This is a genomic window from Alloalcanivorax sp. C16-1 (assembly GCF_046507805.1).
Classification (GTDB): Bacteria; Pseudomonadota; Gammaproteobacteria; order Pseudomonadales; family Alcanivoracaceae; genus Alloalcanivorax.
In genome coordinates this window covers 180645-204428 of the sequence record NZ_JBKFTK010000004.1, presented here as the reverse complement: position 1 = coordinate 204428, position 23784 = coordinate 180645, and the positions used below count along the sequence as shown (strand labels likewise).

The window sequence follows — 23784 nt, the reverse complement described above, 5'->3', positions numbered from 1 at the left end:
CGTCCTCGTGGTTCGGGTTACAGCAGGCCCCGTTGGCGGGGGCCATGGAGCTGGTCGAGCAGTTTTTTCACCGGCGCCGCCAGGCCCAGTTCGCCGGGGGCGGCGGGGTCGATCCAGCGGCCTTGGGCGGCATCCTGCACGGCGTGGCCGTGGCTGTCCACCCGGATCAGTTGCGGTTCGATGTCCAGGTGAAAGTGGCTGAAGGTGTGGCGGAAGCCGGGCAGGTTTTCCTGGTGGCCTGCGGTCAGACCACGGCGTTCCAGGGCGTCGTCGCGGGCGTCTTCGGGGTTGTCGGGTGAGACGTCCAGTTGCGGAAAGCACCAGAGGCCGCCCCAGATGCCGCTGGGTGGGCGCGGTTCCAGCCAGACGCGGCCCTGGTCGTCCTGCAGGATCAGCATGCGGGTGGCGCGTACCGGTTTGTCCTTGGCCGGTTTGCGGCCGGGGTAGTCCTGGGGATTGCCGTCGGCGTGGGCCTGGCAGAGGTGGATCACCGGGCAGCGCGGGCAGTCCGGGCGGCGGGTGCAGAGGGTGGCGCCCAGGTCCATGACCGCCTGGGTGTAGTCCGCCAGGCGGGCATCGGGGGTGTGCTGCTCGGCCAGTTCCCAGAGGCGGTTTTCCACCGGCTTTTTGCCGGGCCAGCCGGGCACGGCGTGCAGGCGGGTGAGCACCCGTTTGACGTTGCCGTCCAGGATCGGGGCGCGCACGCCACGGCTCTGGGCGAGGATGGCGCCGGCGGTGGAGCGGCCGATGCCGGGCAGGGTGGCCACTTCCTCCACGGTTTCGGGGAAGTCGCCGCCGTGCTCTTCCACCAGTTGGCGGGCGGCCTTGTGCAGGTTGCGGGCGCGGGCGTAGTAGCCCAGGCCGGTCCACAGGTGCAGCACCTGGTCCACGTCGGCGGCGGCCAGGGCGTGCACGTCCGGGAAGGTGGCCATGAAGCGCTCGAAGTAGCCGATCACCGTGGCCACCTGGGTCTGCTGGAGCATGATCTCCGAGACCCACACCCGGTACGGGGTACGCGGGTGCTGCCAGGGCAGGTCGTTGCGGCCGTGCTGGTCGTACCAGGCCAGCACGGCGTCGCTGAAGGCGGGTTCGCTCATCCTTCGCTTAGCGATTGAACAGCCCCTTGAGTTTGTCGCCCAGCTCTTCCTGGATTTTTTCCTCGGCTTTCTGCTTGGCGGCGTTCTTGAGCACTTCCTCGGTGGTGTCGCCTTCCGCGTCGATGCCGAGCTTGTCCTTGAGCTTGCTCTTGGCGGCGTTGGTGGCCGCCTGCTGGGCGATCTTGGCGAAGCCGTCGCGGTCCGGGCCGCACCATTTGGCCGGGTTGCCGGCCAGGCTGCCCTGGCAGCGCAGCGGCCAGGTGGCACCTTCCAGGTACTTGCTGCCGCCCAGTTCCGGGGACTGCATGCCGATCTTGAGATCGAACTCCTGGGTCAGGGTGTTCAGCCAGCCGTTGCCGGAGATGGTGCCCTTGTCCAGTTTGGCTTCCAGGCTGTTCAGGTTGGCCACCTGCTTATCCAGGCTGGCCACGGTGGTCAGGTCGATGATCTTGGTGTCCTCGGACAGCGCCGCCGGCAGCTTGCCGGATTCCTGGTTGGGGATCAGGGCGCTGAGCGCCTGGAAGCGGCCGAGCATGTCGTTCACGCCGCCCACCAGGGTGCTGTAGAGGTTGAGCCCGCGCACGGTGCCGTCGGACAGATTGGCGGTGGCGTTGCCCTTGGCGGACTGCACCAGGGCTTTTTCGCTGTTGCCGGAGGCGCTGAAGTTCAGGTCCAGGGAGAACAGGCCCTTGGCCAGGTCCTCGCCCAGTGCCAGGGTGGCCAGCGGCTGCAGCTGCATGCTGGTGACCTTCTGCGTGAAGTTGATACGGGGCGTTTTGCCGGAGACGTCCAGGCTGCCGCTGCCGGAGAAGCTGCCGTTGAGGGTCTGGCCGGAGGCCTGGGCCAGGCGCAGCACGCCGTTTTTCGCGTCGACCTTGAAGGTCAGATTCTTGGCCTGGATGGTCTCGTAGTTCAATTCGTTGATCTTGAGCTTGCCGTCCATCAGCAGCGGGCGCAGGCTCTCCACCGGAATCAGCTCCGCCTCGGAGAGCTGCTCGGTGCCGGCCTGCTTGCCGGCGTTGCCGCCGGCGCCGGCGGTGCTGGCCGGCGCATCGTCCTTATCGCCGCTTTCCGGGGGCAGGTAGCCGTCCAGGGTGATCTTGTCGAGCACCAGGTCGAACACGATCTTGCCGGTTTCCAGGCTTTCCAGGCCGGCTTTACCGCTGAGGGTGCTGCTGTCCAGGGTCACCTTGAGCGGGTCCACCATGACGCTGCCGGCGGGGCCGGCCAGGGTGGCGTCCAGGGCCACCTTGCTGAGCGCCGCGTCGTCACGGGTTTCGATGGGCTGTTCGCCGATCGCCTCCAGAGCCTTGTTGGCGTCGAACGGCGCGGTGTTGAGCTGGCCGGCCACTTTCATTTCGCCGCTAAGGCCGGTAACGGTGGCCTGGCCGGTGGTGCGGGTGCCGGCGGCTTCCAGCACCAGGTCGGTGATGGAGGCCCGGTCCTCGTCCAGGTTCACGTCCAGCTTCTGCTGCAGATGCACGTCCACCGGATTGACGGTGAGGCCGCCGATCTGGGCGTCCAGGGTCATCGGGTCGAGCACGAAGTGGTTGGTGTTCAGGTCGGCGGCCAGGGTGGTGTCCAGGTTCAGGTCCACGCGCACGTCGCTCTGGTCCTGGTAGCGCAGGGAGAGCTGCATGGGGAACGGCTCTTCCAGGCTCACGTCCTGGGCATTGAAGTTGAAGTGCTCCACGCGGATGTCGGTGCCGTCGGTGGTGTTGCGGTAGCGCACCTGGCCGTTGGTGATGGCGACGCTGGGGATGGTCAGCGGAATGTCCATGGCCCCGCCTTCTTGCTCGTCGGCGGCGGGCTGGTCCGGGGTGGCTTCGTCGGTGGCGCCGTCCCGTGGGCCGATTTTCTCCCAGTTACCGCCGTCGGCGGTTTCCACCAGGTTCAGTTCCAGGCCGTCCAGGGTGACGCCGTCCATCCGCACATTGCCGAACAGCAGCGGCCATACGGCGACGCTGACGCTGGCGCTGTCGATGCCGGCGAACAGCTCTTCCTCGCCGGGCAGACGGGCCTCGGTGCGGCCCAGGCTGACGCCCAGGCTGGGCCAGAACTGCCAATCCAGCTCGCCGGGGATCTCCAGTTCCAGATTGGCCTGGGAGAGCGCTTGCTCACGGATCTGCGGTTTGAAGTCGTTGGGATCGATCACCTGGGTGATCACGAACACCGTGGCCGCCAGCAGCACCACAATGGCCACCAGGACTATAACGACGATTTTTATCGCGCGTGCCATAACAAGCCTCTCCTTGCGCCCCGGGCCGGGGGCCGGGATTATATCTGCGGGACATGATAACGCATGACAACAAGCCTCTGAGTATAGCGCGCGCGGACGGGCCGGCGCGAAGCTCGCGGGCGCATGCTCCAGTATCACGCTTTGGGGACCTTCTTTTGTTAAAGTTCCGTAATATCCTGGTGTTGTCGGGGTTACTGCTCCTGGCGGTGGTGTGCGGCGCGGCCCGTGCCGCCGACGGCGCCCCCGCGGTGCTCACCGGCGAGCGGGACGCGGTGGCCGTGGCGCGCCATATGGCGGTGCTGGTGGACCCGGAGGGCGGCTGGGACTTCCAGGCGGTGCGCGGCCGCTTCGCCGGCCGGTTCCAGCCCAATCACAGCGATGCCCTCAATTTCGGTTTCACCGGCAGCGTGATCTGGCTGCGCTTCGCGGTGGACGCCGGTGACGTGGCCGGCGAGGACTGGTACCTGGTGGAGCGCTACCCGATCCTCGACCACATCACCCTGTTCGCGCCCCTGCCCGACGGCGGCTACCGGCGGGTGGACATGGGCGACACCTTGCCGTTCGACCACCGTTTGATGGATCACCGGGCCTTTATTTTTCCGCTGGACACCTCGGTGGCGGCGGACCGGGACTATTTCGTGCGCGTCAGCGGCAAGGGCGCCCTGAACATGTCGCCGATGCTGTACAGCGCCAGCGGTCTGGTGGAATACACCTACCGGGACCTGCTGGTGTACGGCATTTTCTACGGCTGCCTGTTGATCATGGTGGTCTACAACGCGCTGCTGGCGTTGTCCCTGAAGGAGCCGGTGTACCTGTATTTCGTGGCGTTTCTGGTGGGCATCACGGTGTTCAACCTGAACGTGAACGGCTTCGGGCTGCAGTTTTTGTGGCCTTCGGTGCCCAAGCTCAATGAGTTCTACTGGCTGGGCATCTTTATCTGCACGCCGGCGCTGGCCATGTACTCGCGCCATTTTTTGAGCCTCAAAGAGCGCTTCCCCCGTTACGATCGGCTGATTCGGGGTTACCTGCTGGGGGTGGCGCTGCTGCTGCCGGTGCAGCTGCTGGTCGCCGCGCCCTGGTCCTATTACCTGTCCACCGCCCTGGTGGTGGTCACCGTGCTGCTGTTCAGCTGGCTGGGCTGGACGGTGTGGTCGGCGGGTTACCGGGCGGCGCGGCTGTACGTGGCCGCCTGGTTCGTGTTCCTGGGGCTGATCTTCGTGTTCGTGCTGGGCAATCTGGACTGGATTCCCTACGACTCGCTGATCAGCATGCTGCCGCACCTGGGCGCGCTCTGGGTGGTGGTGATGCTGTCCCTGGCCCTGGGCGACCGGATCCGCTTTCTGGAGCAGGAGCGCAATCTGCTGGCCCGGCAATCCCGGGAGAACCTGGAGCGGCATCTGGCCGAGATCGAGCAGATGAACCGGGACAAATCCACCTTTTTGCAGTACGTCAGTCACGAACTGAACACGCCGATCAACTGGATCGGCGCCGCCGATTCCCTGGGCGGCGGGGATGACCAGGAAGGGGTCTGGCAACTGGTGCGCAAGGGGCAGAAGCGGCTGATCGGCATGGTTAGCACCTCGCTGCGCTACTTCGACCTGGCCGACCGGGACCGGCCGCCGGCGGCCCGGCGCTGCCGCCCGGCCGCTCTGCTGGACGCCTTGCTGGCCAGCCGGGCCGGAGTGCTGGCCCGGCAGGGGCTGACCGTGAACGCGGATCTGGACGCGGACCTTGCCGTGCTCGCCGATGAAGGGGAGCTGGGCGAGGTGCTGGGCATGGCCCTGGACAACGCGATCCGCTTCGGCGCCCCCGGGGGCAGCATCGAGGTGACCGGGCGGGCCCTGGCCGGCGAGGCGCAGATCCGCGTGCGCGACCATGGGCGCGGCGCCGGGCCGGACCAGCTGGAAAGCCTGTTCGAGCCGTTCTTCGTGGTCGGCTCGCGGCATCATGAGGAGGGCTACGGCCTGTCCCTGGCCATGGCCCGGGTGATGATCGAGCAGGCCGGGGGGCGCATCTGGGCGGAAAGCAACGGGCCGGACACCGGCTTCGCCCTGGTGATCCGGCTGCCGCTGGCCTGAGCGCTTCGGCCGCGATCCGGCTCAGCCGCGCCGGCACTTCCCGGGCAGTTTGACCGCATGGCCCAGCTTCGCTTCGATGCCGCGCAGGAAATCCCGGCCCACGCCACGCCCCCGGGTGGCCGGGTGGATCACCATCCAGGCCAGATTGTCGCCGTTCAGCACGGCCACGCCCACCGGCCGGCCGTTGAAGTGGGCGGCGACGACTTCGTTGCCGTTGGCGGCACCTTCCTGCAGAGTCAGCGCCAGTTCGGCGGCGTAGTCCGAATCGTCGCGCAGCACCTGGGCGAAGGTTTGCGCCAGTTCCGGGCGGGACGGGTGGAATTCGACGGTAATCGGCATGCGGTCTCCCAAACGCGATGGCGCGCCCGCTGGTGAGGGGCGCGGGGGGCACGTATAATACGGGGTTCTGTTTTCTGGAGGTACCGATGAGCGAACGCCGCGCCACCGTGGAGCGTAACACCCTGGAGACCAAGATCCGCGTCAGCGTGAATCTGGACGGCACCGGGCACAGCAAGCTGGACACCGGTCTGCCGTTCCTGGAGCACATGCTCGACCAGGTGGCCCGCCACGGCCTGATCGACCTGGAGATCCACGCCGACGGTGACTTGCACATCGATGCCCACCATACCGTGGAAGACATCGGCATCACCCTGGGCCAGGCCCTGACCCGGGCCTGGGGCGACAAGAAGGGTGTGCGCCGTTACGGCCACAGCTATGTGCCCCTGGACGAGGCCCTGTCGCGGGTGGTGATCGACCTGTCCGGTCGCCCCGGCCTGGAAATGTTCGTGGATTTCACCCGTGGCCAGATTGGCGGCTTCGACGTGGACCTGTTCTACGAGTTCTTCCAGGGGCTGGTGAACCACGCCATGATCACCGTGCACATCGACAACCTGCGCGGCAAGAACGCCCACCACCAGGCCGAAACCGTGTTCAAGGCGTTCGGCCGGGCCCTGCGGGTGGCGGTGGAACCGGACGAGCGCATGGACGGCGTGACCCCCAGCACCAAGGGCACCCTGACCGAGGCTCCCTGAGGGCCGTCCCGGATCAACCAAGAGGCTCCCCCATGAGCGAAACCGTGGCCGTGGTCGATTACGGCATGGGCAATCTTCACTCCGCCGGCAAGGCGCTGGAGAAGATGGCCGCCGACGGCCAGCGCATTCACATCACCGGTGATCCGGACGCCCTGCGCGCCGCCGACCGGGTGGTGTTCCCCGGTGTCGGCGCGATCCGCGACTGCATCAAGGTGATCACCGACACCGGCCTGGACCGGGCCATCCTCGACGCCATCGACGCCCACAAGCCGGTGCTCGGCATCTGCGTGGGCATGCAGGCGATGATGGACCACAGCGAAGAGAACGACGGCGTCGACTGCCTGGGCGTGTTCGCCGGCCGGGTGCGCTTCTTCGGCGAGCAGTACGGCGAGACCGGCGGGCGGCTGAAAGTGCCGCACATGGGCTGGAACCAGGTGCAGCAGACCGTGGATCACCCGCTCTGGGACGGCATCGACGACAACAGCCGCTTCTACTTCGTGCACAGCTACTGCGCCACCGAGGTGCCGGAGGAGGAGATGGCCGGTCGTTGCGAATACGGGCTGCCGTTCGCCGCCGCCGTCGCCAAGCACAATGTGTTCGCGGTGCAGTTCCACCCGGAGAAAAGCGCCGACGCCGGTCTGCGATTGCTGGCCAACTTCCTGCGCTGGCAGCCTTGAATCCCCACGCCGGCGGCTTCAGCCGCCGGCTCGCTTTTTTGAAAACCCTGAATTGAAGAGAGAACCCCATGCAGCTGATTCCCGCCATCGACCTCAAGGACGGTAAATGCGTGCGCCTCAAGCAGGGCCGCATGGACGATGACACGGTGTTCTCCGAAGACCCGGTTTCCGTGGCCGACCACTGGGTGCAAAAGGGCGCCCGCCGTCTGCATCTGGTGGATCTGAACGGCGCCTTCGCCGGTGAGCCGGTGAACGGTGAGATCGTGCACGCCATCGCCCGCGCCCATCCCGGCCTGCCGATCCAGATCGGCGGCGGCATCCGCAGCGCCGAGACCATCCAGGCCTATCTGGACGCCGGCGTGCAGTGGGTGATCATCGGCACCAAGGCGGTGAAGGAACCGCAATTCGTCAAGGACATGTGCCGCCAGTTCCCGGGCCACATCATCGTCGGCCTGGACGCCAAGGACGGTAAGGTGGCCACCGACGGCTGGGCCGAGGTCAGCGATATCGACGTGGTGGACCTGGCGCGCCAGTTCGAGGACGACGGCGTGGTCGCCATCGTCTACACCGACATCAGCCGCGACGGCATGCTGCAGGGCGTCAATGTGGAAGCCACCGAGCGGCTCGCCGACGCCATTTCGATTCCGGTGATCGCTTCCGGCGGCATCACCGACCTGGAAGACGTGCGCAAGCTGTGCGGCAGTCAGTCCGCCGGCATCACCGCCGCCATCACCGGGCGCGCCATCTACGAGGGCAGCCTGGACTTCGAGAAGGGCCAGGCGCTGGCCGACGAACTGGATTCCCGTGGGCCCGGCATGTCCGGCACCACCGGCAGTGGAGTACGTGAATGAGGGCCGCGACATGACGTTGGCGAAACGCATCATCCCCTGTCTCGACGTGGACGCCGGCCGGGTGGTCAAGGGCGTGCAGTTCGTCGAGATCCGCGACGCCGGCGACCCGGTGGAAGTGGCGCGCCGCTATAACGAGGCCGGCGCCGACGAGATCACCTTCCTGGACATCACCGCCAGCCATCAGGACCGGGACACCACCCTGGAAACCGTGGAGCGCATGGCCAGCCAGGTGTTCATTCCGCTCACCGTGGGCGGCGGCGTGCGCGCCATTCAGGATATCCGCAACCTGCTCAACGCCGGCGCCGACAAGGTCAGCATCAACTCGGCGGCGGTCAAGGACCCGGACTTCGTGCGCGAGGCGGCCCAGCGTTTCGGCTCCCAGTGCATCGTGGTGGCCATCGACGCCAAGAAGGTGAGCGGCGAGAGCGAAAACAACCGCTGGGAGATCTTCACCCACGGTGGCCGCAAGCCCACCGGCATCGACGCCATCGAATGGGCGAAGCGCATGACCGATTATGGCGCCGGCGAGATCCTGCTCACCAGCATGGACCGGGACGGCACCAAGAACGGTTTCGACATCGCCCTGACCCGGGGCATCTCCGACGCGGTACCGGTGCCGGTGATCGCCTCCGGCGGCGTCGGCAACCTGCAGCATCTGGTGGACGGGGTGATCCAGGGCGGCGCCGACGCGGTGTTGGCGGCCTCGATCTTCCACTTCGGTGAGTACTCCATCGCCGAGGCCAAGGAATACATGGCCCGCGCCGGCATCGAGATGCGTCTCTGATGACCGGGCCCGGCCTGGCTATCTGGGTGGACGCGGACGCCTGCCCGGCGGTGATCCGGGAGGTGCTGTTCCGTGCCGCCAACCGCCTGGGCGTCACCACCACCCTGGTGGCCAACCATCACATCCGGGTGCCGCGCTCGCCGCACATCCGCTCCACCCAGGTGGCCTCCGGGTTCGACAAGGCGGACGATCATATCGCCGACCAGGTCCGCGCCGGCGATCTGGTGATCACCGGTGACATTCCGCTGGCCGCGCGGGTGGTGGAGAACGGTGGCACGGCGCTCAATCCCCGTGGCACGCTTTACGACGCGGAGAGCATCCGTGAACATCTCGGCCGCCGCGACTTCATGGAGGAGCTGCGTTCCGCCGGGGTACAGACCGGCGGGCCTTCGTCGCTGAGCAAGGGTGACGTGCAGGTGTTCGCCAACGCGCTGGACCGGTTTCTCGCCCGCGCCGGCTGACGCGGCATCGAAGACGCAACCTTCAAGGACGGACCATGCTGAACATCTCCAACAACGTGACCATCCCGGACGCGGAGATCGAATGGCAGGCGATCCGTGCCCAGGGCGCCGGCGGCCAGAACGTCAACAAGGTGGCCTCCGCCGTGCACCTGCGGTTCGACATCCGCGCCTCCTCCCTGCCCGACTTCTACAAGGAACGCCTGCTGGCCCTGTCCGACCGCCGCATCACCGGCGACGGCGTGGTGGTGATCAAGGCGCAGCGCTTCCGCACCCAGGAAAAGAACCTGGACGACGCCCTGGAGCGCCTGCGCGATTTGATCCAGAGCGCCACCGTGGAGCGCAAGAAGCGCAAACCCACCAAACCCTCCAAGTCCGCCCGCAACAAACGCATGGACAAGAAAACCCGGCACGGCCAGACCAAGGCCCTGCGTGGCAAGGTGCAGCCATGAGCCCGCCCGGGCGAATGCGCATCTTGTCGATGGGCGCACGGCGCTGATCCGGCAAGACGGTACCCTGCACCTTCCCGCGTTTTGCCCGTTGCCGCCGGACTCACCGATGAAACACGTTGCTCAAGGATTTTTCATGACCCTGCCTTCGCCGATTCTCGCCGGCCTGCTGGCGCTGCTGCTGAGTGGCCTGGCCGCTGCCGATACCCGTGCCCTGGACGGCAACATGCTGTTCACCGACGACGAGCCCTATTACCAGTTGCACTGGCCGCTGGAACAGGGGGATGAAGGCTGGCGGGTGGTGGTCGACAAGGCCGACGGCACCCTCTATTTCAAGGGCCAGATCGCCGACCCCAAGGCCGACGACCTGCTCGACGACGATAACCGGCGCGGCCCCTTCGTCTACTACTACGACAACGGGCAGCCGCGCATGGAGGGCCGCTACAGCGACCAGGGCCGGATCGACGGCCGCGCCACGCTGTATTGGCCCAACGGGCAGGTGCGCGAAGTCCGGGACTTCAAGCCAAACGGCTATCGCGTACTCAAGAGCTTCCACGAGGACGGCGGCGTGGCCCTGGAGAATCTGCCGGATAAGGGCGACCGCACCGCCCGTACGAAACAGTACCGGGAAGACGGCTCCCTGATGCTGAGCGAGTACTCCGAGCCCGCGGACGGCGGCGGTGTCCGCCAGGTGCAGCTGAGCTATGACGCGGATGGCGAGCTGACCCGGCGCCGGGTGACGGACGACGCCACCCATGTCAGTGAGGAACTGAAGGAAGACCGGGTGGTGGAGCGACTGACTACGGACCTGGCGGACACCTGGTCCGTGCGCGAGCGCTTCAACGAGGACGGCGAGCTGATGTCGCGGGAGCGCCGTTTGTTGCCGGAATACGAACAGGACGGCGAGCAGGTTTTCACCGACGACGACGGCGTGCGCCAGGTGGACCACTATCGCAACGGCAAGCGCGACGGGGAGTTCACCCGCCGGCGCGGCGACAGCTGGCTGGCCCGGGGCTTCTATCGGGACGATCAGCCGGTGGGCGACTGGTTCGAGGTGGACCCGGACAGCGGCCAGGTGACCGTGACCCGCTACGACGACAAGGGTGAATACCAGAGCGGCTATCAAATCGGCGCCGATCTGGTGGTCCTCGACGACGACGGCAAACCCGGCGTGCCGGAGGCGTTCCAGGAAGTGGCGCGCACCCTGCCCGAGGTGGGCACCACCTGGCTGTACCAGTTCAATGATGCGCAGCCGGTGGCGCTCACCCTCACCGAAAAGGACGGCGACCAGGCCCGCTATCAGGTGGGGGGCGGCGAAGCCACCCTGGAAGAGGACACCCGGCGCTACCAGCCGGCGGACCAGGAGAGCGGGCCCATGCTGCGCTTTCCCCTGCATCCCGGAGACGTGTGGCGCTACCGCACCGAGGAAACCGTCAAGGTGCCGGCGCGCGACGGTGCCCACTGGCAGTACCGCTACCGCACCGAAACCACCAGCAAGGTCAGTGCGGTGGAAACCATCCAGGTGGGCGCCGGCACCTTCAAGGCGCTGCGCATCAGCCGCGAGATCGCCTGGCGCAAGGATCAGGCCAGCGGCGAAGGCGACGCTCTGGAGCGCATCGAGAATGGCGGCGACGGGCAGGTGGACGGCTTCACCCGGGAGCTGCTGTGGTACGCGCCGGAGGCCGGCCGGGTGGTGCTCAAGGCGCACCTGGAATCCGGTGACCCGAACCTGCTGCGTCGCCCAGCGGAGCAACTGCTGGACAACGCCGCCACCTGGTTCACCGAGCTGGTGGCCCTGGCGGGCCCCGGCGACACCGCCGAGGCCGGCGAGCCACACCATGCCCGTGCTCCACAGGCGGGCTGGATCGGCTTCCCGATGCGGCGCAACAACACCTGGGAATACCTGATGCAGTCCCATTCACCGCAATAGCAGGAAATCCGTCATGTCCCGTTTGCCGATACTGGCCGGCCTGATGGCCCTGCTGATGAGCGGAGCCGCCGCCGCCGATGTGCGAGCCCTGGGCTCGGACTGGTTCTTCACCGACCGGGAGCCGGTCTTTCTTTTGCACTGGCCCCTGAAGGAAACGGAGCAGGGTTGGCGGGTGGTGATCGACCGGCCCGACGGCCAGGTGTTTTTTGAAAGCTATGTGGCTGATCCGGAGGCGCTGCTGTTGCTGGACAATCCCAATCGGCGGGGTCCCTTCACCTACTACCACGACAACGGCGAAGTGGAGCTGGAGGGTCGTTACAGCGACCGGGGCGCGGTCACCGGCGAGGCCCGCTTCTACTGGAAGAACGGTAACCTTCGGGAAATCCGTGACTACCAATCGCAAGGGTACGAGGTGATCAAGGCCTTCCATGAAGACGGGAGCCTGGCCATGGAAACGCTTCCGGACAAAGGGGATCGGACCTTTCGCGAAAAGCGCTACCGCCAGGACGGATCATTGCTGGCACGCGTTTACACCCATCCCGCCGAACAGGGCGGCCTGGAGGATGTGCGTCTGGTCTACGATCCACGGGGCAATCTCCAGACCCGCCTGTTCGCCAACGACCGGAGCCAGATCACCGAGAATTTCAAGAACGGGAACCTGGTGGAGCGGGTCACCTCCGACCGGGCCGGCGAATGGTTGCTGCGGGAGCGTTTCAACGAGAGCGGCGAGCTGACCCAGCGGGACCGCTATCTGCTGCCCGATTACAAGCTGGACGGCGAGCAGATGTTCACCACCGAAGACGGGGAGCGCCGCATCACTCACTATCGCAACGGCAAGCGCCAGGCTCCTTCGCCGCAATAGCCCCGAAGTGGTTGGCTAAGGTACGATCGTTCTATAACAACAATGCTGATAAAAGAACGAGGAACAACGTATGGACCAGGCCGCCCTGATTTCCGTGGGATTGCCCGCCGCCCTGTTTCTGATCATGGTGGGCATGGGGCTCACGCTCACGCCCCGGGATTTCCGCGAAGTGCTGGTCGCCCCCCGGGCCACCGTGTTCGGTCTGGTGGCGCAGATCGTGCTGCTGCCGCTGGTGGGCGTGGGCCTGGCGGTGAGCCTGGATCTGTCGCCGGCGCTGGCGGTGGGGCTGGTGATCATCGCCGCCTGCCCGGGCGGCACCACCTCCAATCTGTTCGCCTTTCTGGGGCGCGGCGACGTGGCCCTGTCCATCGTGCTCACGGTGGCCGCCAGCCTGATCACCATCGTCACCCTGCCCATGTTCACCAGTTGGGCCCTGGGCCACTTCCAGGACAGCAGCCGGGTGCTGGAACTGCCGGTGCTGCGCACCATCCTGACCCTGCTGGTGATCATCCTGGTGCCGGTGGCCATCGGCATGACCATCCGTCATTTCAAACGCCAGTGGGCGGAGAAGGGCGAGAAACTGGTCAGCGTGTTCGGGCTGCTGGTGCTGATCGTGGTGATCGCGCTGCTGCTGGTGGACCTGGGCGAGGAAGCCCTGGTGCTGCTGCGCCAGGGCGGGCTGGCGGTGGTGCTGCTCAACGTGATCGGCCTGGTGCTGGGCATGGTGGGTGGCCGCCTGCTCGGCCTGAGCCGGGCCCAGGCGTTCACCGTGGCCATCGAGCTGGGCATCAAGAACGGCACCCTGGGGTTGATGGTGACCCTGACCCTGCTGCATTCCGACGCCATGTCGGTGCCGGCGGCGGTGTACGGCGTGCTGATGTTCCTGTTCGGTTTCCTGATGCTGGGCTACAGCCGCCTGACCGGCATCGGCCGCGCCGCCCCGGCCCGCTAGCTAGCCCTCTTCGCGTCCCGGCCGTGCCGCCTCTGCGGTGGCCACCGGGGCGCTCAGCAGCTGCGACACCGGCACCAGCCGCACCCCGGCCTGCTCCAGCAACGGCAGCACCTGCCGCAGATAATCCAGGGTCTCCGGATAGGGATGGCCGATGGCGATGGCCTGGCCGTGGCGGCGGGCCAGCCGCAGCAGCCGGTTGAACTGGGCGTTGATGTGCGTCAGGTCGCGCTGGTTGTCCAGAAACACGTCCCGGCGGCCGGCGGCCAGACCCGCCTGGCGGGCGCTGCGCTCGGCCACGGTGGCGGCGTTGGTGCGGCTGTCGATGAAGTACAGATGGCGGTGGCGCAGCTGGTCCATCAGCCGGCGCATCGGTTCCGCCTCGGCGGTGAGGGCGCTGCCCATGTGGTTGTTGAGGCCGCGGGCATCGGGCAGGGCGCGCTGGGCGCGGTCCAGCACGGCGCCGATCTCGGCCTCGCTCATGCCGTCGTGGAGCGCGCCCGCATCGAGCCGGCGGGCGTCCAGGGTGGCCATGGGCAGGTGGATCATTACTTCCTTGCCGGCGGTCGCCGCTTCCCGGGCCAGGCGCCGGCCATGGGGCGTGTCCGGAATCACCGCGCAGGTCAGCGACGCCGGCAGCGCCAGCACCGCCTCGCCGGCGGCCCGGTTGTAGCCCAGATCATCGATGATGATGGCGATACGCGGCGCCGCCGTGGCCGGGACGGCCAGCAGCATCAGGCACAGCGCCGCCACCCGGGTGGCGGCGCGCGTCACCGTTGTTCGGTGTCGTCGCCGGCCCGGCGGCGCTCGGCCAGGTTGATGCCCTTGAGGATCGACAGGGCCTGCGACAGCGGATAGTCGCGGCTGGCCAGCGGCGCTTCCCCGGCGGCGGCCTGTTGTTCCTCGTCGCGCTGGTTGAGCAGGTGGTGGGGCAGGTCCGACTCCCGTGGCCGGTTCTCCTGCAGCAGCTCCACGCTGGACACCTCCACCGGGATATCCGGGTGGATGCCGTCGGCCTGGATGGAGCGCCCGTCCGGGGTGTAGTAGCGCGCGGTGGTCAGCTTCAGCGCGGCGTCGCCGCTGATCGGCAGCACCGTCTGCACCGAGCCCTTGCCGAAGGTGCGGGTGCCCACCACCACGGCGCGGCCCTGGTCTTGCAGGGCGCCGGCGACGATCTCCGAAGCCGAGGCGGAGCCGCCGTTGACCAGCACCACCAGCGGCAGGCCGCCGAGCAGGTCGCCGGGGGTGGCGTTGTAATCGTTGCGGCTTTGCGGATCGCGGCCCTGGGTATAGACGATCAGGCCGCGATTGAGGAACAGGTCAGCCACTTCCACGGCCCCGCCCAGCACGCCGCCGGGGTTGTTGCGCAGATCCAGGATCAGCCCGTGCAGCTGGCCGTCGCTGGCCATCTTTTCCAGGGCCCGCTGGGCGTCCTGGCCGGTGCGGCTCTGGAATTGGGAAATGCGCAGGTAGCCGTAGCCGGGCTCCAGCAGTTCGCTTTTCACGCTTTCCACCTGGATGCGGTCGCGCTTCAGGGTCACCGTGCGCGGCTTCTCGTCGCCCTCGCTGAGCACCGACAGGTTCACCTCGGTGCCCGCTTCGCCGCGCATCAGTTCCACCGCGTCGGCCAGGCCGATGCCCTTGGTGAAGGTGTCGTCGATCTTGAGGATCAGATCGCCGGCTTGCAGGCCGGCGCGGCTGGCGGGGGAATCGTCGATGGGCGCCACCACCTTGACGAACCCGTCCTCCATGGTGACCTCCAGACCCAGGCCGCCGAATTCACCGGTGGTGCTGGATTGCAGGTCCTCGAACTGGTCCGGGGTCAGGTAGGCGGAGTGCGGGTCCAGCTCCATGAGCATGCCGCGAATGGCCGCCTGGATCAGCTCCTTCTCGTCCACCTCCTGCACATAGGCGCCGCGTACCCGCTCCAGCACCTCGGCGAAGGCCCGCAGTTCGGTCACCGGCACGCCGTCCTGTTCGGCCAGCTGATCGGTCTGCGCGTCCCTGGCCTGGCTGGTCGGGGCAATCAATACCAGGGTCGCCAGCGCGAAGCGCAGCACAAGACGGGAGGTTTTCAGCATGTGTTTCCCCAATTCGGGCGCTCCGGTCCCGGGAGCGTATCAGTCATTGCGGGCAATGGGCGGCAGTGTAACACGGCGGTCGCACCAGCGCGCCGGGTTCACCACCTCGCCCTTGCGGCGGATTTCGAAGTACAGACCGCTGCTGGCGTTGCCGCCGGAGCGGCCGGCCAGGGCCAGCGGATCGCCGGCCGCCACCCATTCGCCCACGTCGCGCAGCAGGCTCTGGGCGTAGCCGTACAGGGTCAGGTAGCCGCCGCCGTGATCGACGATGGTGAGCAGACCATAGCCACGCATCCAGTCGGCGAACACCACCCGGCCCGGGTGGATGGCGCGCACCGGCGCGCCCTCGTCGGCGGCCAGCACCACCCCTTCCCAGCGCAGCTTGCCTTCGCGGGCGGAGTGGAAACTGGACACCACCTGGCCGGGCACCGGCCAGGGCAGTTTGCCGGCCAGGGTGCCGAACGGCTCGCCCCGGTCCGCCGGCGGGATCGACGGCATGCTGCGCTGCATGTCGGCGAGCAGCTTCTCCAGCCGTTGCTGGTCCGCCTTGAGGCGGTCGATGTCGCCGCCGCGCTGCTTGATCGAGCGATCCAGCTTGGCCAGGGCCTGCTCGCGCTGTTGGGACGCGGCTTCCAGCTCCTTCTTGCTGTCCGCCAGCCGGGTGCGGCGGTCGAGCAGGTCGGCGCGGGCGGTGGCCACCTGCTCGGCCACCCGGCGCAGTTCCACCAGTTCCCCTTCCAGTGAGGCCAGCCGGTCGGTGCGGGCGCGCTGGAAATACTCCTGATAGCGCAGCAACCGGGCGATGCGATCCGGTTCCTCCTGGTTGAGCAGCAGCTTGATGCGGGCTTCCCGGCCGCTCTGGTAGCTGGCGCGCACGGTGCGCGCCAGCCAGCTGAGCTGGGTTTTCTTCTCCGCCGCCAGTCGGGCCTGGTCGGCCTCGACCTTGTCCAGCCGCTGGCGGGCGGCGGCGGCCTCCCGCTCCAGGCGGCGGCCCTCCCGGGCCAGCTCGCCGACCCGGGTCTCGGTCTCGCGCAGGCGGGTCTGCAGGTCGTCGCGCTGCTCGGCGTCGCGCTGCTGCTCGGCGGACAGGGTCTCGATGCGGTCCTTGAGCTTGTCCAGGTCGGCTTCGCTGGGCGACTCCGCGCGGGCCAGCACGGGCAGGATCAGAAATAGCAGAAAAAGCGGCTTCATGGCTGCGGGTTTTACCTTAACCGACCGGTGATGTGTATACTTGGCGCCGATTTTCCGCCGGCAAGACGGCGCCAGCGCTAACAGGACCCCGTATGGATCGTCTGATCGAATTCGCCAGCAACCATTATCTCCTGGTTTCCGCCTTCTTTCTGCTGTGGGCGGTGTTCTTCGTGATCGAGTCGCGGCGCGGCGGCAACCCGATCTCGCCGCAGCAGGCCACCAATCTGGTGAACCAGAAGGACGCCGTGATCGTTGACCTGCGTCCCGCCGATGAGTTTCGTGCCGGCCATATCCCGGGTAGCCTGAATATTCCGGCGAGCCAGGCCACCGAGCGCATGGGCGAACTGGAGCGGCACAAGGATAAACCTCTTATCCTCACCTGCAAGATGGGCAACCAGGCGTCGCACCTGGGCCGCCAGCTGCGCGGCAAGGGCTTCGCCGACCTGTACCGCATGCAGGGCGGCGTTACCGCCTGGCGCAACGACGGCCTGCCGGTGGCCAAGGGCTGATCGTGACGGTCACGCTGTACAGCACCGCCTGGTGCCCGTTCTGCGTGCGCGCCAAGCGGCTGCTGGCCGCCAAGGGCGCCACCGTGCACGAGATCGACGTGGACCGGGAGCCCGGTGCCCGTCAGGAGATGATGACGCGCAGCGGCCGCCGCACGGTGCCGCAAATCTGGATCGGCGACCGCCATGTGGGCGGTTGCGATGAACTTTTCGCATTGGAGCGGGCGGGGGAACTGGACTCCCTGCTCGCCGACAGCTAACGGAGAAGGACCATGGCCGAAGAACAGAAGAAAACCTTCCAGTTGCAGCGTGTCTATCTGAAGGACACCTCCTTCGAGTGCCCGGGGGCACCGGACATCTTCCTCCAGGAATGGAAGCCGAAGATGAATGTGCAGCTCAACAGCGCCGCCCGCCGCCTGGGCGAGGGCAATGAGTACGAAGTGGAAATCACCGTCACGGTGACCGCCAAATCCGAAGACGAGCAGAAAACCTTCTACCTGGTGGAAGTGAAGCAGGCCGGCATCTTCACCGTCGCCGGCATCGAGGGCGAGGAGCGCGAACAGCTGCTGGGCGCCTACTGCCCGAACCTGCTGTTCCCCTATGCCCGCGAGGTGGTGTCCGACCTGGTCGCCAAGGGCTCCTTCCCGCAGATGCTGCTGCAGCCGATCAACTTCGAGGCGCTGTACCTTCAACAGCGCGAGCAGCAGCAGGCCGGCGCCGCCACGGTGCAGTAACCACCGCCGGTTGATCGCGGCTGAAGCCGCTCCTACAAATGCTGTGTAGGAGCGACTTTAGTCGCGATACCACGGCGCCAGTCAGAGCAAGTAGGAGCGGCCGGGCGGCGATCCGCTTCAGCCGCGATCAGCGCCAGGATAACCAAGCTGCCGCCAGGCCTCGTAAAGGGTGGCGGCCACCGCGTTACTCAGATTCAGGCTGCGGCTGCCCGCCACCATCGGCAGGCGCAGTCGCCGCTCCGCCGGCAGGTCTTCCAGGATCGCCGCCGGCAGGCCCCGGGTCTCCGGCCCGAACAGCAGCACATCCCCGTCCCGAAACGCCGCCTCACCGGGCGTCGGCCCGCCCTTGGTGGTGAGCGCGAACTGGCGCGCGCCGTCCATGGCCTCGAGGAAGGCCGGGTAATCCCGATGCACCCGCACCCGCGCGAACTCGCCGTAGTCCAGGCCGGCCCGGCGCAGGCGCTTCTCGTCCAGTTGAAAACCGAGCGGTTCGATCAGATGCAGGGCGGCGCCGGTGTTGGCGGCCAGGCGGATGATATTGCCGGTGTTGGGGGGGATTTCCGGTTCGAACAGGGCGATGTGCAACATAGCGGGGCAAGGCCGTGGTTGGGGCACCCATGGTAACCGCTGGTGGCGGCGTCGATAATGGCGCGATGACCAGGCGGCCGGAGGAGCCATGAAACGGGTCTACGAAGCGCGCGATGGCTTGGAGGCGCACATGGTGGCGGGGCTGATCCAGCAGGCCGGCATCATGGCGCAAGTGAACGGCGACATGCTGCAGGGCGGCGTCGGCGATCTGCCCGCCGCCGGGCTCGCCAGTGTCTGGGTGGCGGACAGTGACGAGCACCGGGCCCGGCAGGTGATCGGTGATTTCGAGGCCAGCCAGCCGCCGGCGTCCGGGCCGACCCTGCGGGAACGGATCCGCGAGCCGGGCCGTGGCGAGCCGGACAGTGGCCGGGCCTTTCGCCAGGGCCTGCTGGTGGGGGTGCTGTTGGGGGCGGCGCTGATGGCCTGGTTGCTGTAGGAGCGGGCAGTCGCGATCAGGGGCCGCGCCATGGCGCGGCCCCGATGGAGACAGACCGTGCTAGCGGCTGGCGCGTTTGCGTTCGGTCTCGGTGAGCAGCTTCTTGCGCAGACGCAGGTAGTGGGGGGTCACCTCCACCAGTTCATCGTCCTCGATGAAGTCCAGCGCCTGCTCCAGGCTGAAGCGTACCGGCGGGGTGAGAATCACGTTCTCGTCGGTGCCGGAGGCGCGCATGTTGGTGAGCTGCTTGCCCTTGGTGGGGTTCACCACCAGGTCGTTGCCACGGCTATGGATGCCGATCAACTGGCCTTCGTACACTTCCACGTTGGGCTCGATCAGCATGCGGCCGCGCTCCTGCAGGTTGAACAGGGCGAACGCCAGCACCTTGCCTTTCACCATGGACACCAGCACGCCGTTGTTGCGCTGGGCCATGTCGCCGGGCTTGTAGTCGCCGTAGTGGCTGAAGGTGCTGTTAAGGATGCCGGTACCGGAGGTAAGGGTCAGGAACAGGCTGCGGAAGCCGATCAGGCCACGGCTGGGTACCAGGAAGGTGAGGCGCACGCGGCCCTTGCCGTCCGGCTCCATATTGGTCATCTCGGCGCGGCGCAGCCCCAGATGCTCCATGATGGCGCCCTGGTGCTGTTCTTCCACGTCGGCCATGACGTTCTCGTAGGGCTCCTGCTTCTTGCCGTCCACTTCGCGCACGATCACCTGCGGGCGGCCCACGGCCAGCTCGAAGCCTTCGCGGCGCATATTCTCGATCAGCACCGACAGGTGCAGCTCGCCCCGGCCGGAGACGCGGAACTGGTCGGCGCTGCCGGTTTCTTCCACGCGCAGGGCCACGTTGTGCTTGAGCTCCGCTTCCAGGCGCTCGCGGATCTGGCGGCTGGTGACGAACTTGCCGTCCTGGCCGGCGAACGGCGAGGTGTTGACGTGGAACACCATGCTCACGGTGGGCTCGTCCACGGTCAGCGCCGGCAGTGCTTCCACATTGTTCGGGTCACACAGGGTGTCGGAGATGTCCAGCGGGTCCATGCCGGTGACGCAGACGATGTCGCCGGCCCCGGCTTCGCTCACGTCCACCCGATCCAGGCCGTGGTGGCCCATGATCTGCAGCACCCGGCCGTTGCGGACCTTGCCTTCGCGGTCGATGATTTTCACCGTGGTGTTGGTCTTCACCTGGCCGCGTTTAATACGGCCGATGCCGATCACGCCCAGGTAGCTGTTGTAGTCCAGGGAGGAGATCTGCATCTGGAACGGGCCGTCGGCGTCCACTTCCGGCGCCGGCACCCGGTCGATGATGGCCTGGAACAGGGGCGTCATATCGTCGGCCAGGTTGTCCTGATCGAGGCCGGCGATGCCGTTCAGCGCGGAGGCGTAGACCACCGGGAAGTCGAGCTGCTCATCGCTGGCGCCCAGGTTGTCGAACAGGTCGAACACCTGGTCCATGACCCAGTCCGGGCGCGCGCCGGGGCGGTCGACCTTGTTGATGACCACGATCGGCTTGAGGCCGGCGGCGAACGCCTTCTGGGTGACGAAGCGGGTTTGCGGCATCGGGCCGTCCACCGCGTCCACCAGCAGCAGCACGGAATCGACCATGGACATCACGCGCTCCACCTCGCCGCCGAAGTCGGCGTGGCCAGGGGTGTCGACGATGTTGATGCGGTAGTCGCCGTACTTGAGGGCGGTGTTCTTGGAAAGGATGGTGATGCCCCGTTCCTTTTCCAGATCGTTGGAGTCCATCACCCGTTCGACGTCGCCGGCGCGGTCTCCCAGAGTGCCGGACTGTTGCAACAGCTTGTCCACCAGGGTGGTCTTGCCGTGGTCAACGTGGGCGATGATGGCGATATTGCGCAGGCGTTCAATCACAGGTTGTGGCTCCGTAGGGATCAAAATGCCTCCGGCCGCTCAGCGGCGGTCGGCCGTGCGACGGGCAACGGCAAGGGGGGAGGCGGGCAAATAGGCGGCGCATTGTACAGTCCCTTCGCCCGATGAAGCCACCAATACACCGTGACACCGCGAAACTGGCCGGTTTCGTGGCAGAATAGGCCGCCGTTCGCGGCCGGACCGCCCAATGCAATCTTTTGCTCCCCGTGACCGCCCCGGGTCGGGCAGTTTTGACAACTATTTGCGTCCCGGGGGCGGTTTCGATGCCTCGGGACGGTGACATTGAGGCCCCGTTGTTGGACCATGTGCGGCGGTCGCGGCACCCTCGCCGAAGGATTGGAATAAGGCTGACAAATGCGTTCTGTTAAATTGCACGCCCGCCTGCTGGCGCTGTTTCTTCTGGTGCTGGGCGGCGGCAGTATTGCTTACCAGATTTTCATTCAGAAGGTGCCGGTGACCGAGAGCGAGAGCGATCCGGTCTGGGTGGTGGACACCCAGGTGTCGTTCCAGGCGCGTCCCAATACCCCCATCAAGGCACGCATGTACGTGCCGCCGCTGGCCAGCGGCTTCACCGCCCTCAACGAGAGCTTTATCTCCAACAATTACGGCGTCAACGTGAACCGCGAAAACGGTAACCGGCTGGTGACCTGGTCGGCGCGCCGTGGCGACGGCCAGCAGAACCTCTATTACCGGCTGATGATCACCGCCCGCTACGCGGAGCCGGCGCCGATGCCCGAGAACGGCCCTCAGTTCCGCCCCAGCCCGGCCCTGGAAGGCGCCGAGCGGGTGGCCGCGGACGCTCTGCTGGCGCCGATCCGCCAGCACTCCGCCGATGTGGAGACCTTCATCAGCGAGACCATCAAGCGGGTCAACAACGAAGACAGCGACAACGTGCGCCTGCTGCTGGGCGGCGACCACACCGACGGGAACAAGGCCAAGGTGGTGGACCTGCTGCTGGCGGTGGCGCACATTCCCGCCGAGCCGGTGCACACCCTCAAACTGGAAGAATCCAACAGCCAGCAGCCGGAACTGTGGCTGCGCAGCTTCAACGGCCAGAACTGGCTGTACTTCAACCCGGTGGACGGCCGCCAGGGGCTGCCCCAGGACCGGCTGGTGTGGTGGAGCGGCGACAAGCCGCTGCTGACCCTGGAAGGCGCCCGCAACTCGCGGGTGTCGTTCAGCGTGCACCGCAATGAAATGAGCGCCCTGCGGCTGGCCCAGACCCTGCGTTCCCAGGACGCTTCCAGCTTTATCGATTACTCCCTCTATGAACTGCCGGTGCCGTCCCAGCAGCTGTTCCGGGTGCTGATGATGATTCCGGTGGGCGTGCTGCTGGTGCTGCTGATCCGCTCGCTGGTGGGCATGGAAACCCTGGGCACCTTCACGCCGGTGCTGATCGCCCTGGCGTTCCGCGAAACCCAGGTGATCTGGGGCGTGCTGCTGTTCACCTTCATCACCGCCATCGGTCTGTCGGTGAGGGGTTATCTGGAACATCTCAAGCTGCAGTTGCTGGCGCGGCTGTCGGTGGTGCTCACTTTCGTGGTGATCATGATCGGCCTGATCAGCCTGATGACCTACAAGCTGGGGCTGTCCACCGGCCTGTCGGTGGCGCTGTTCCCGATGGTGATTCTGACCATGGTGATCGAGCGGGTTTCCATCGTCTGGGAAGAGCGCGGCGGCGCCCAGTCGCTGAAGGTGGCCCTGGGCACCCTGGTGGCGGCGGTGCTGTGCCACCTTTTGATGGTCTGGAAGCCGCTGGTCTATTTCGTGTTCACCTTCCCCGGCGTGCTGCTGATTCTGGCGGCGGTGATGGTGTTCATGGGGCATTACCGGGGCTACCGGCTGATGGAGCTGGTGCGCTTCCGGGCGATGACCGAGAAGGGTGAACGCTGATGTTCGGCATGCAGACCTGGAAAGCCCTGCGGCGCCGGGGCGTGATGGGCATCAACCAGCGCAACGGCGACTACGTGCTGATGTACAACGACCGCCGCCTGTACCCGCTGGTGGACGATAAGATCCGCACCAAGAAGATGGCGCTGGACGCCGGCATCCAGGTGCCGGACATGTACGGCATCGTCGACACCGAGCAGGGCATCAGCAAGCTGGAGCGCATCGTCGAGACCCATGGCGACTTCGTGATCAAGCCGTCCCAGGGCGCCGGCGGTGACGGCATCCTGGTGATCTCCGACCGCTTCGAAGGCTATTACCGCACCGCTTCCGGGCGCATGGTCAGCCCGGAAGAGCTGGAGTTCCACATCTCCGGCATCATCTCCGGTCTCTATTCCCTGGGCGGCCACCGGGACCGCGCCCTGATCGAGTACCGGGTGCGCTCCACGGACCTGTTCGACCGCATCAGCATTGGCGGCGTGCCGGACGTGCGCATCATCGTGCTGCAGGGCTACCCGGTGGCCGCCATGCTGCGCCTGCCCACCCGCCAGTCCGACGGCAAGGCCAACCTGCACCAGGGCGCCATCGGCGTGGGCGTGGACATCGCCACCGGCATTACCCTGAGCGGCACCTGGCACAACCTGAAAATCGACCGCCACCCGGACACCGCCCACCCGGTGGCCGGCGTGCAGATGCCGGACTGGCAGGAGTGCCTGGCGCTGGCGGCGCGCTGCTACGACCTCACCGGCCTCGGCTATCTGGGCGTGGATCTGGTAATGGACAAGCACAAGGGCCCGCTGATGCTGGAGCTCAACGCGCGGCCGGGGCTGAACATCCAGATCGCCAACGACGACGGCCTGCTGCGCCGCTGCCAGATCATCGAGAAGCACATCGAACAACGCGGTGCCAAGGCCGGCACCGAGGAAACCGCCAGCCGCGTGGCGCGCTCCAAGCAGTGGTTCGCCGTGGCGGAGCTGCCGGAGACACCCGGCGCCGGTTGACCCCCCCACCGGCGCATTAAGTTTTTATTAAGACAGGCGACGTACTGTCGGCGAATTATCAGCCGACA

Annotated in this window: 24 protein-coding genes; 16 read left to right on the top strand and 8 right to left on the bottom strand. The window is 66.8% G+C overall.

Going from position 1 to position 23784, the window contains the following annotated elements; all coding sequences use genetic code 11:
- Positions 1-17: 17 nt before the first annotated feature.
- Positions 18-1097, bottom strand: a complete 1080-nt coding sequence (gene mutY / locus ACLD0W_RS14730; RefSeq protein WP_410308238.1) for an A/G-specific adenine glycosylase — start codon at positions 1095-1097, stop codon at positions 18-20.
- A gap of 7 nt (positions 1098-1104) precedes the next feature.
- Positions 1105-3336 carry an AsmA family protein gene (locus ACLD0W_RS14725; RefSeq protein ID WP_410308237.1) on the bottom strand — a complete coding sequence of 744 codons (2232 nt, stop codon included), beginning with the start codon at positions 3334-3336 and terminating at the stop codon, positions 1105-1107.
- A 155-nt stretch (positions 3337-3491) separates the two neighbouring features.
- Between ACLD0W_RS14725 and ACLD0W_RS14720 the strand changes: the two genes are divergently transcribed.
- The gene (locus ACLD0W_RS14720) at positions 3492-5414 is read left to right on the top strand and encodes a 7TM diverse intracellular signaling domain-containing protein (protein ID WP_410308236.1); all 1923 of its coding nucleotides are present in this window, start codon (positions 3492-3494) and stop codon (positions 5412-5414) included.
- 21 nt (positions 5415-5435) lie between these two features.
- Here the strand turns inward: ACLD0W_RS14720 and ACLD0W_RS14715 are convergent, their stop codons facing one another.
- Positions 5436-5753: a GNAT family N-acetyltransferase gene (locus ACLD0W_RS14715; RefSeq protein WP_410308235.1), complete on the bottom strand. Its 318-nt coding sequence runs from the start codon at positions 5751-5753 to the stop codon at positions 5436-5438.
- An 86-nt stretch (positions 5754-5839) separates the two neighbouring features.
- Here ACLD0W_RS14715 and hisB point away from each other — a divergent pair, with 86 nt between their 5' ends.
- From hisB to ACLD0W_RS14670, 9 genes are all read left to right on the top strand, one after another.
- On the top strand, positions 5840-6445 hold the full coding sequence (gene hisB / locus ACLD0W_RS14710; protein ID WP_410308234.1) for an imidazoleglycerol-phosphate dehydratase HisB: 606 nt from the start codon (positions 5840-5842) through the stop codon (positions 6443-6445).
- Between the two features lie 32 nt (positions 6446-6477).
- A complete protein-coding gene (hisH, locus tag ACLD0W_RS14705) occupies positions 6478-7122 on the top strand; it encodes an imidazole glycerol phosphate synthase subunit HisH (RefSeq protein ID WP_410308233.1) in 645 nt (214 codons plus the stop codon).
- Between the two features lie 68 nt (positions 7123-7190).
- On the top strand, positions 7191-7973 hold the full coding sequence (hisA, locus tag ACLD0W_RS14700) for a 1-(5-phosphoribosyl)-5-[(5-phosphoribosylamino)methylideneamino]imidazole-4-carboxamide isomerase (RefSeq protein WP_410308232.1): 783 nt from the start codon (positions 7191-7193) through the stop codon (positions 7971-7973).
- A gap of 10 nt (positions 7974-7983) precedes the next feature.
- Positions 7984-8757, top strand: a complete 774-nt coding sequence (gene hisF, locus ACLD0W_RS14695; RefSeq protein ID WP_410308231.1) for an imidazole glycerol phosphate synthase subunit HisF — start codon at positions 7984-7986, stop codon at positions 8755-8757.
- Positions 8757-9218: a YaiI/YqxD family protein gene (locus ACLD0W_RS14690; RefSeq protein WP_410308230.1), complete on the top strand. Its 462-nt coding sequence runs from the start codon at positions 8757-8759 to the stop codon at positions 9216-9218. Before hisF ends, ACLD0W_RS14690 begins: the two co-directional genes overlap by 1 nt.
- Positions 9219-9253: 35 nt before the next feature.
- Positions 9254-9667 (top strand): alternative ribosome rescue aminoacyl-tRNA hydrolase ArfB, encoded by a 414-nt coding sequence (arfB, locus tag ACLD0W_RS14685; RefSeq protein ID WP_410308229.1) that lies wholly within the window; start codon positions 9254-9256, stop codon positions 9665-9667.
- 133 nt (positions 9668-9800) lie between these two features.
- On the top strand, positions 9801-11594 hold the full coding sequence (locus tag ACLD0W_RS14680; RefSeq protein WP_410308228.1) for a hypothetical protein: 1794 nt from the start codon (positions 9801-9803) through the stop codon (positions 11592-11594).
- Between the two features lie 13 nt (positions 11595-11607).
- On the top strand, positions 11608-12456 hold the full coding sequence (locus tag ACLD0W_RS14675) for a toxin-antitoxin system YwqK family antitoxin (RefSeq protein WP_410308227.1): 849 nt from the start codon (positions 11608-11610) through the stop codon (positions 12454-12456).
- 70 nt (positions 12457-12526) lie between these two features.
- Positions 12527-13408 (top strand): bile acid:sodium symporter family protein, encoded by an 882-nt coding sequence (locus tag ACLD0W_RS14670; protein WP_410308226.1) that lies wholly within the window; start codon positions 12527-12529, stop codon positions 13406-13408.
- Here ACLD0W_RS14670 and ACLD0W_RS14665 read toward each other — a convergent pair whose 3' ends face one another.
- The 3 genes from ACLD0W_RS14665 to ACLD0W_RS14655 are packed head-to-tail and all read right to left on the bottom strand — an operon-like array spanning position 13409 to position 16677.
- Positions 13409-14179 carry a divergent polysaccharide deacetylase family protein gene (locus ACLD0W_RS14665; RefSeq protein WP_410308225.1) on the bottom strand — a complete coding sequence of 257 codons (771 nt, stop codon included), beginning with the start codon at positions 14177-14179 and terminating at the stop codon, positions 13409-13411.
- Entirely contained in the window at positions 14176-15486 is a 1311-nt protein-coding gene (locus ACLD0W_RS14660; protein WP_410308224.1) for a S41 family peptidase, read from the bottom strand. Before ACLD0W_RS14660 ends, ACLD0W_RS14665 begins: the two co-directional genes overlap by 4 nt.
- A gap of 39 nt (positions 15487-15525) precedes the next feature.
- Complete coding sequence (locus ACLD0W_RS14655) at positions 15526-16677, bottom strand: murein hydrolase activator EnvC family protein (protein WP_410308223.1); 1152 nt, start codon at positions 16675-16677, stop codon at positions 15526-15528.
- Positions 16678-16769: 92 nt separating this feature from the next.
- Between ACLD0W_RS14655 and ACLD0W_RS14650 the strand changes: the two genes are divergently transcribed.
- Genes ACLD0W_RS14650 through secB form a run of 3 tightly spaced genes read left to right on the top strand, consistent with a single transcriptional unit; the run spans position 16770 to position 17917 of the window.
- Complete coding sequence (locus ACLD0W_RS14650) at positions 16770-17186, top strand: rhodanese-like domain-containing protein (RefSeq protein WP_410308222.1); 417 nt, start codon at positions 16770-16772, stop codon at positions 17184-17186.
- On the top strand, positions 17186-17443 hold the full coding sequence (grxC, locus tag ACLD0W_RS14645; protein WP_204427843.1) for a glutaredoxin 3: 258 nt from the start codon (positions 17186-17188) through the stop codon (positions 17441-17443). Before ACLD0W_RS14650 ends, grxC begins: the two co-directional genes overlap by 1 nt.
- 12 nt (positions 17444-17455) lie before the next feature.
- The gene (gene secB / locus ACLD0W_RS14640) at positions 17456-17917 is read left to right on the top strand and encodes a protein-export chaperone SecB (RefSeq protein WP_410308221.1); all 462 of its coding nucleotides are present in this window, start codon (positions 17456-17458) and stop codon (positions 17915-17917) included.
- A gap of 117 nt (positions 17918-18034) precedes the next feature.
- On the opposite strand, the gene ACLD0W_RS14635 is transcribed toward secB, so the two are convergent.
- The gene (locus tag ACLD0W_RS14635) at positions 18035-18505 is read right to left on the bottom strand and encodes a tRNA (cytidine(34)-2'-O)-methyltransferase (RefSeq protein WP_410308220.1); all 471 of its coding nucleotides are present in this window, start codon (positions 18503-18505) and stop codon (positions 18035-18037) included.
- Positions 18506-18593: 88 nt separating this feature from the next.
- On the opposite strand from ACLD0W_RS14635, the gene ACLD0W_RS14630 reads away from it, so the two are divergent.
- Complete coding sequence (locus tag ACLD0W_RS14630; RefSeq protein WP_410308219.1) at positions 18594-18941, top strand: DUF2007 domain-containing protein; 348 nt, start codon at positions 18594-18596, stop codon at positions 18939-18941.
- A gap of 60 nt (positions 18942-19001) precedes the next feature.
- On the opposite strand, the gene typA is transcribed toward ACLD0W_RS14630, so the two are convergent.
- Positions 19002-20810: a translational GTPase TypA gene (gene typA, locus ACLD0W_RS14625; protein ID WP_410308218.1), complete on the bottom strand. Its 1809-nt coding sequence runs from the start codon at positions 20808-20810 to the stop codon at positions 19002-19004.
- Between the two features lie 372 nt (positions 20811-21182).
- Between typA and ACLD0W_RS14620 the strand changes: the two genes are divergently transcribed.
- Both ACLD0W_RS14620 and ACLD0W_RS14615 read left to right on the top strand, forming a co-directional pair.
- Positions 21183-22721 carry an inactive transglutaminase family protein gene (locus ACLD0W_RS14620; protein WP_410308217.1) on the top strand — a complete coding sequence of 513 codons (1539 nt, stop codon included), beginning with the start codon at positions 21183-21185 and terminating at the stop codon, positions 22719-22721.
- Positions 22721-23716, top strand: coding sequence for an alpha-L-glutamate ligase-like protein (locus ACLD0W_RS14615; protein ID WP_410308216.1), 996 nt, complete (start codon positions 22721-22723; stop codon positions 23714-23716). Before ACLD0W_RS14620 ends, ACLD0W_RS14615 begins: the two co-directional genes overlap by 1 nt.
- The last annotated feature ends 68 nt before the right edge of the window (positions 23717-23784 follow it).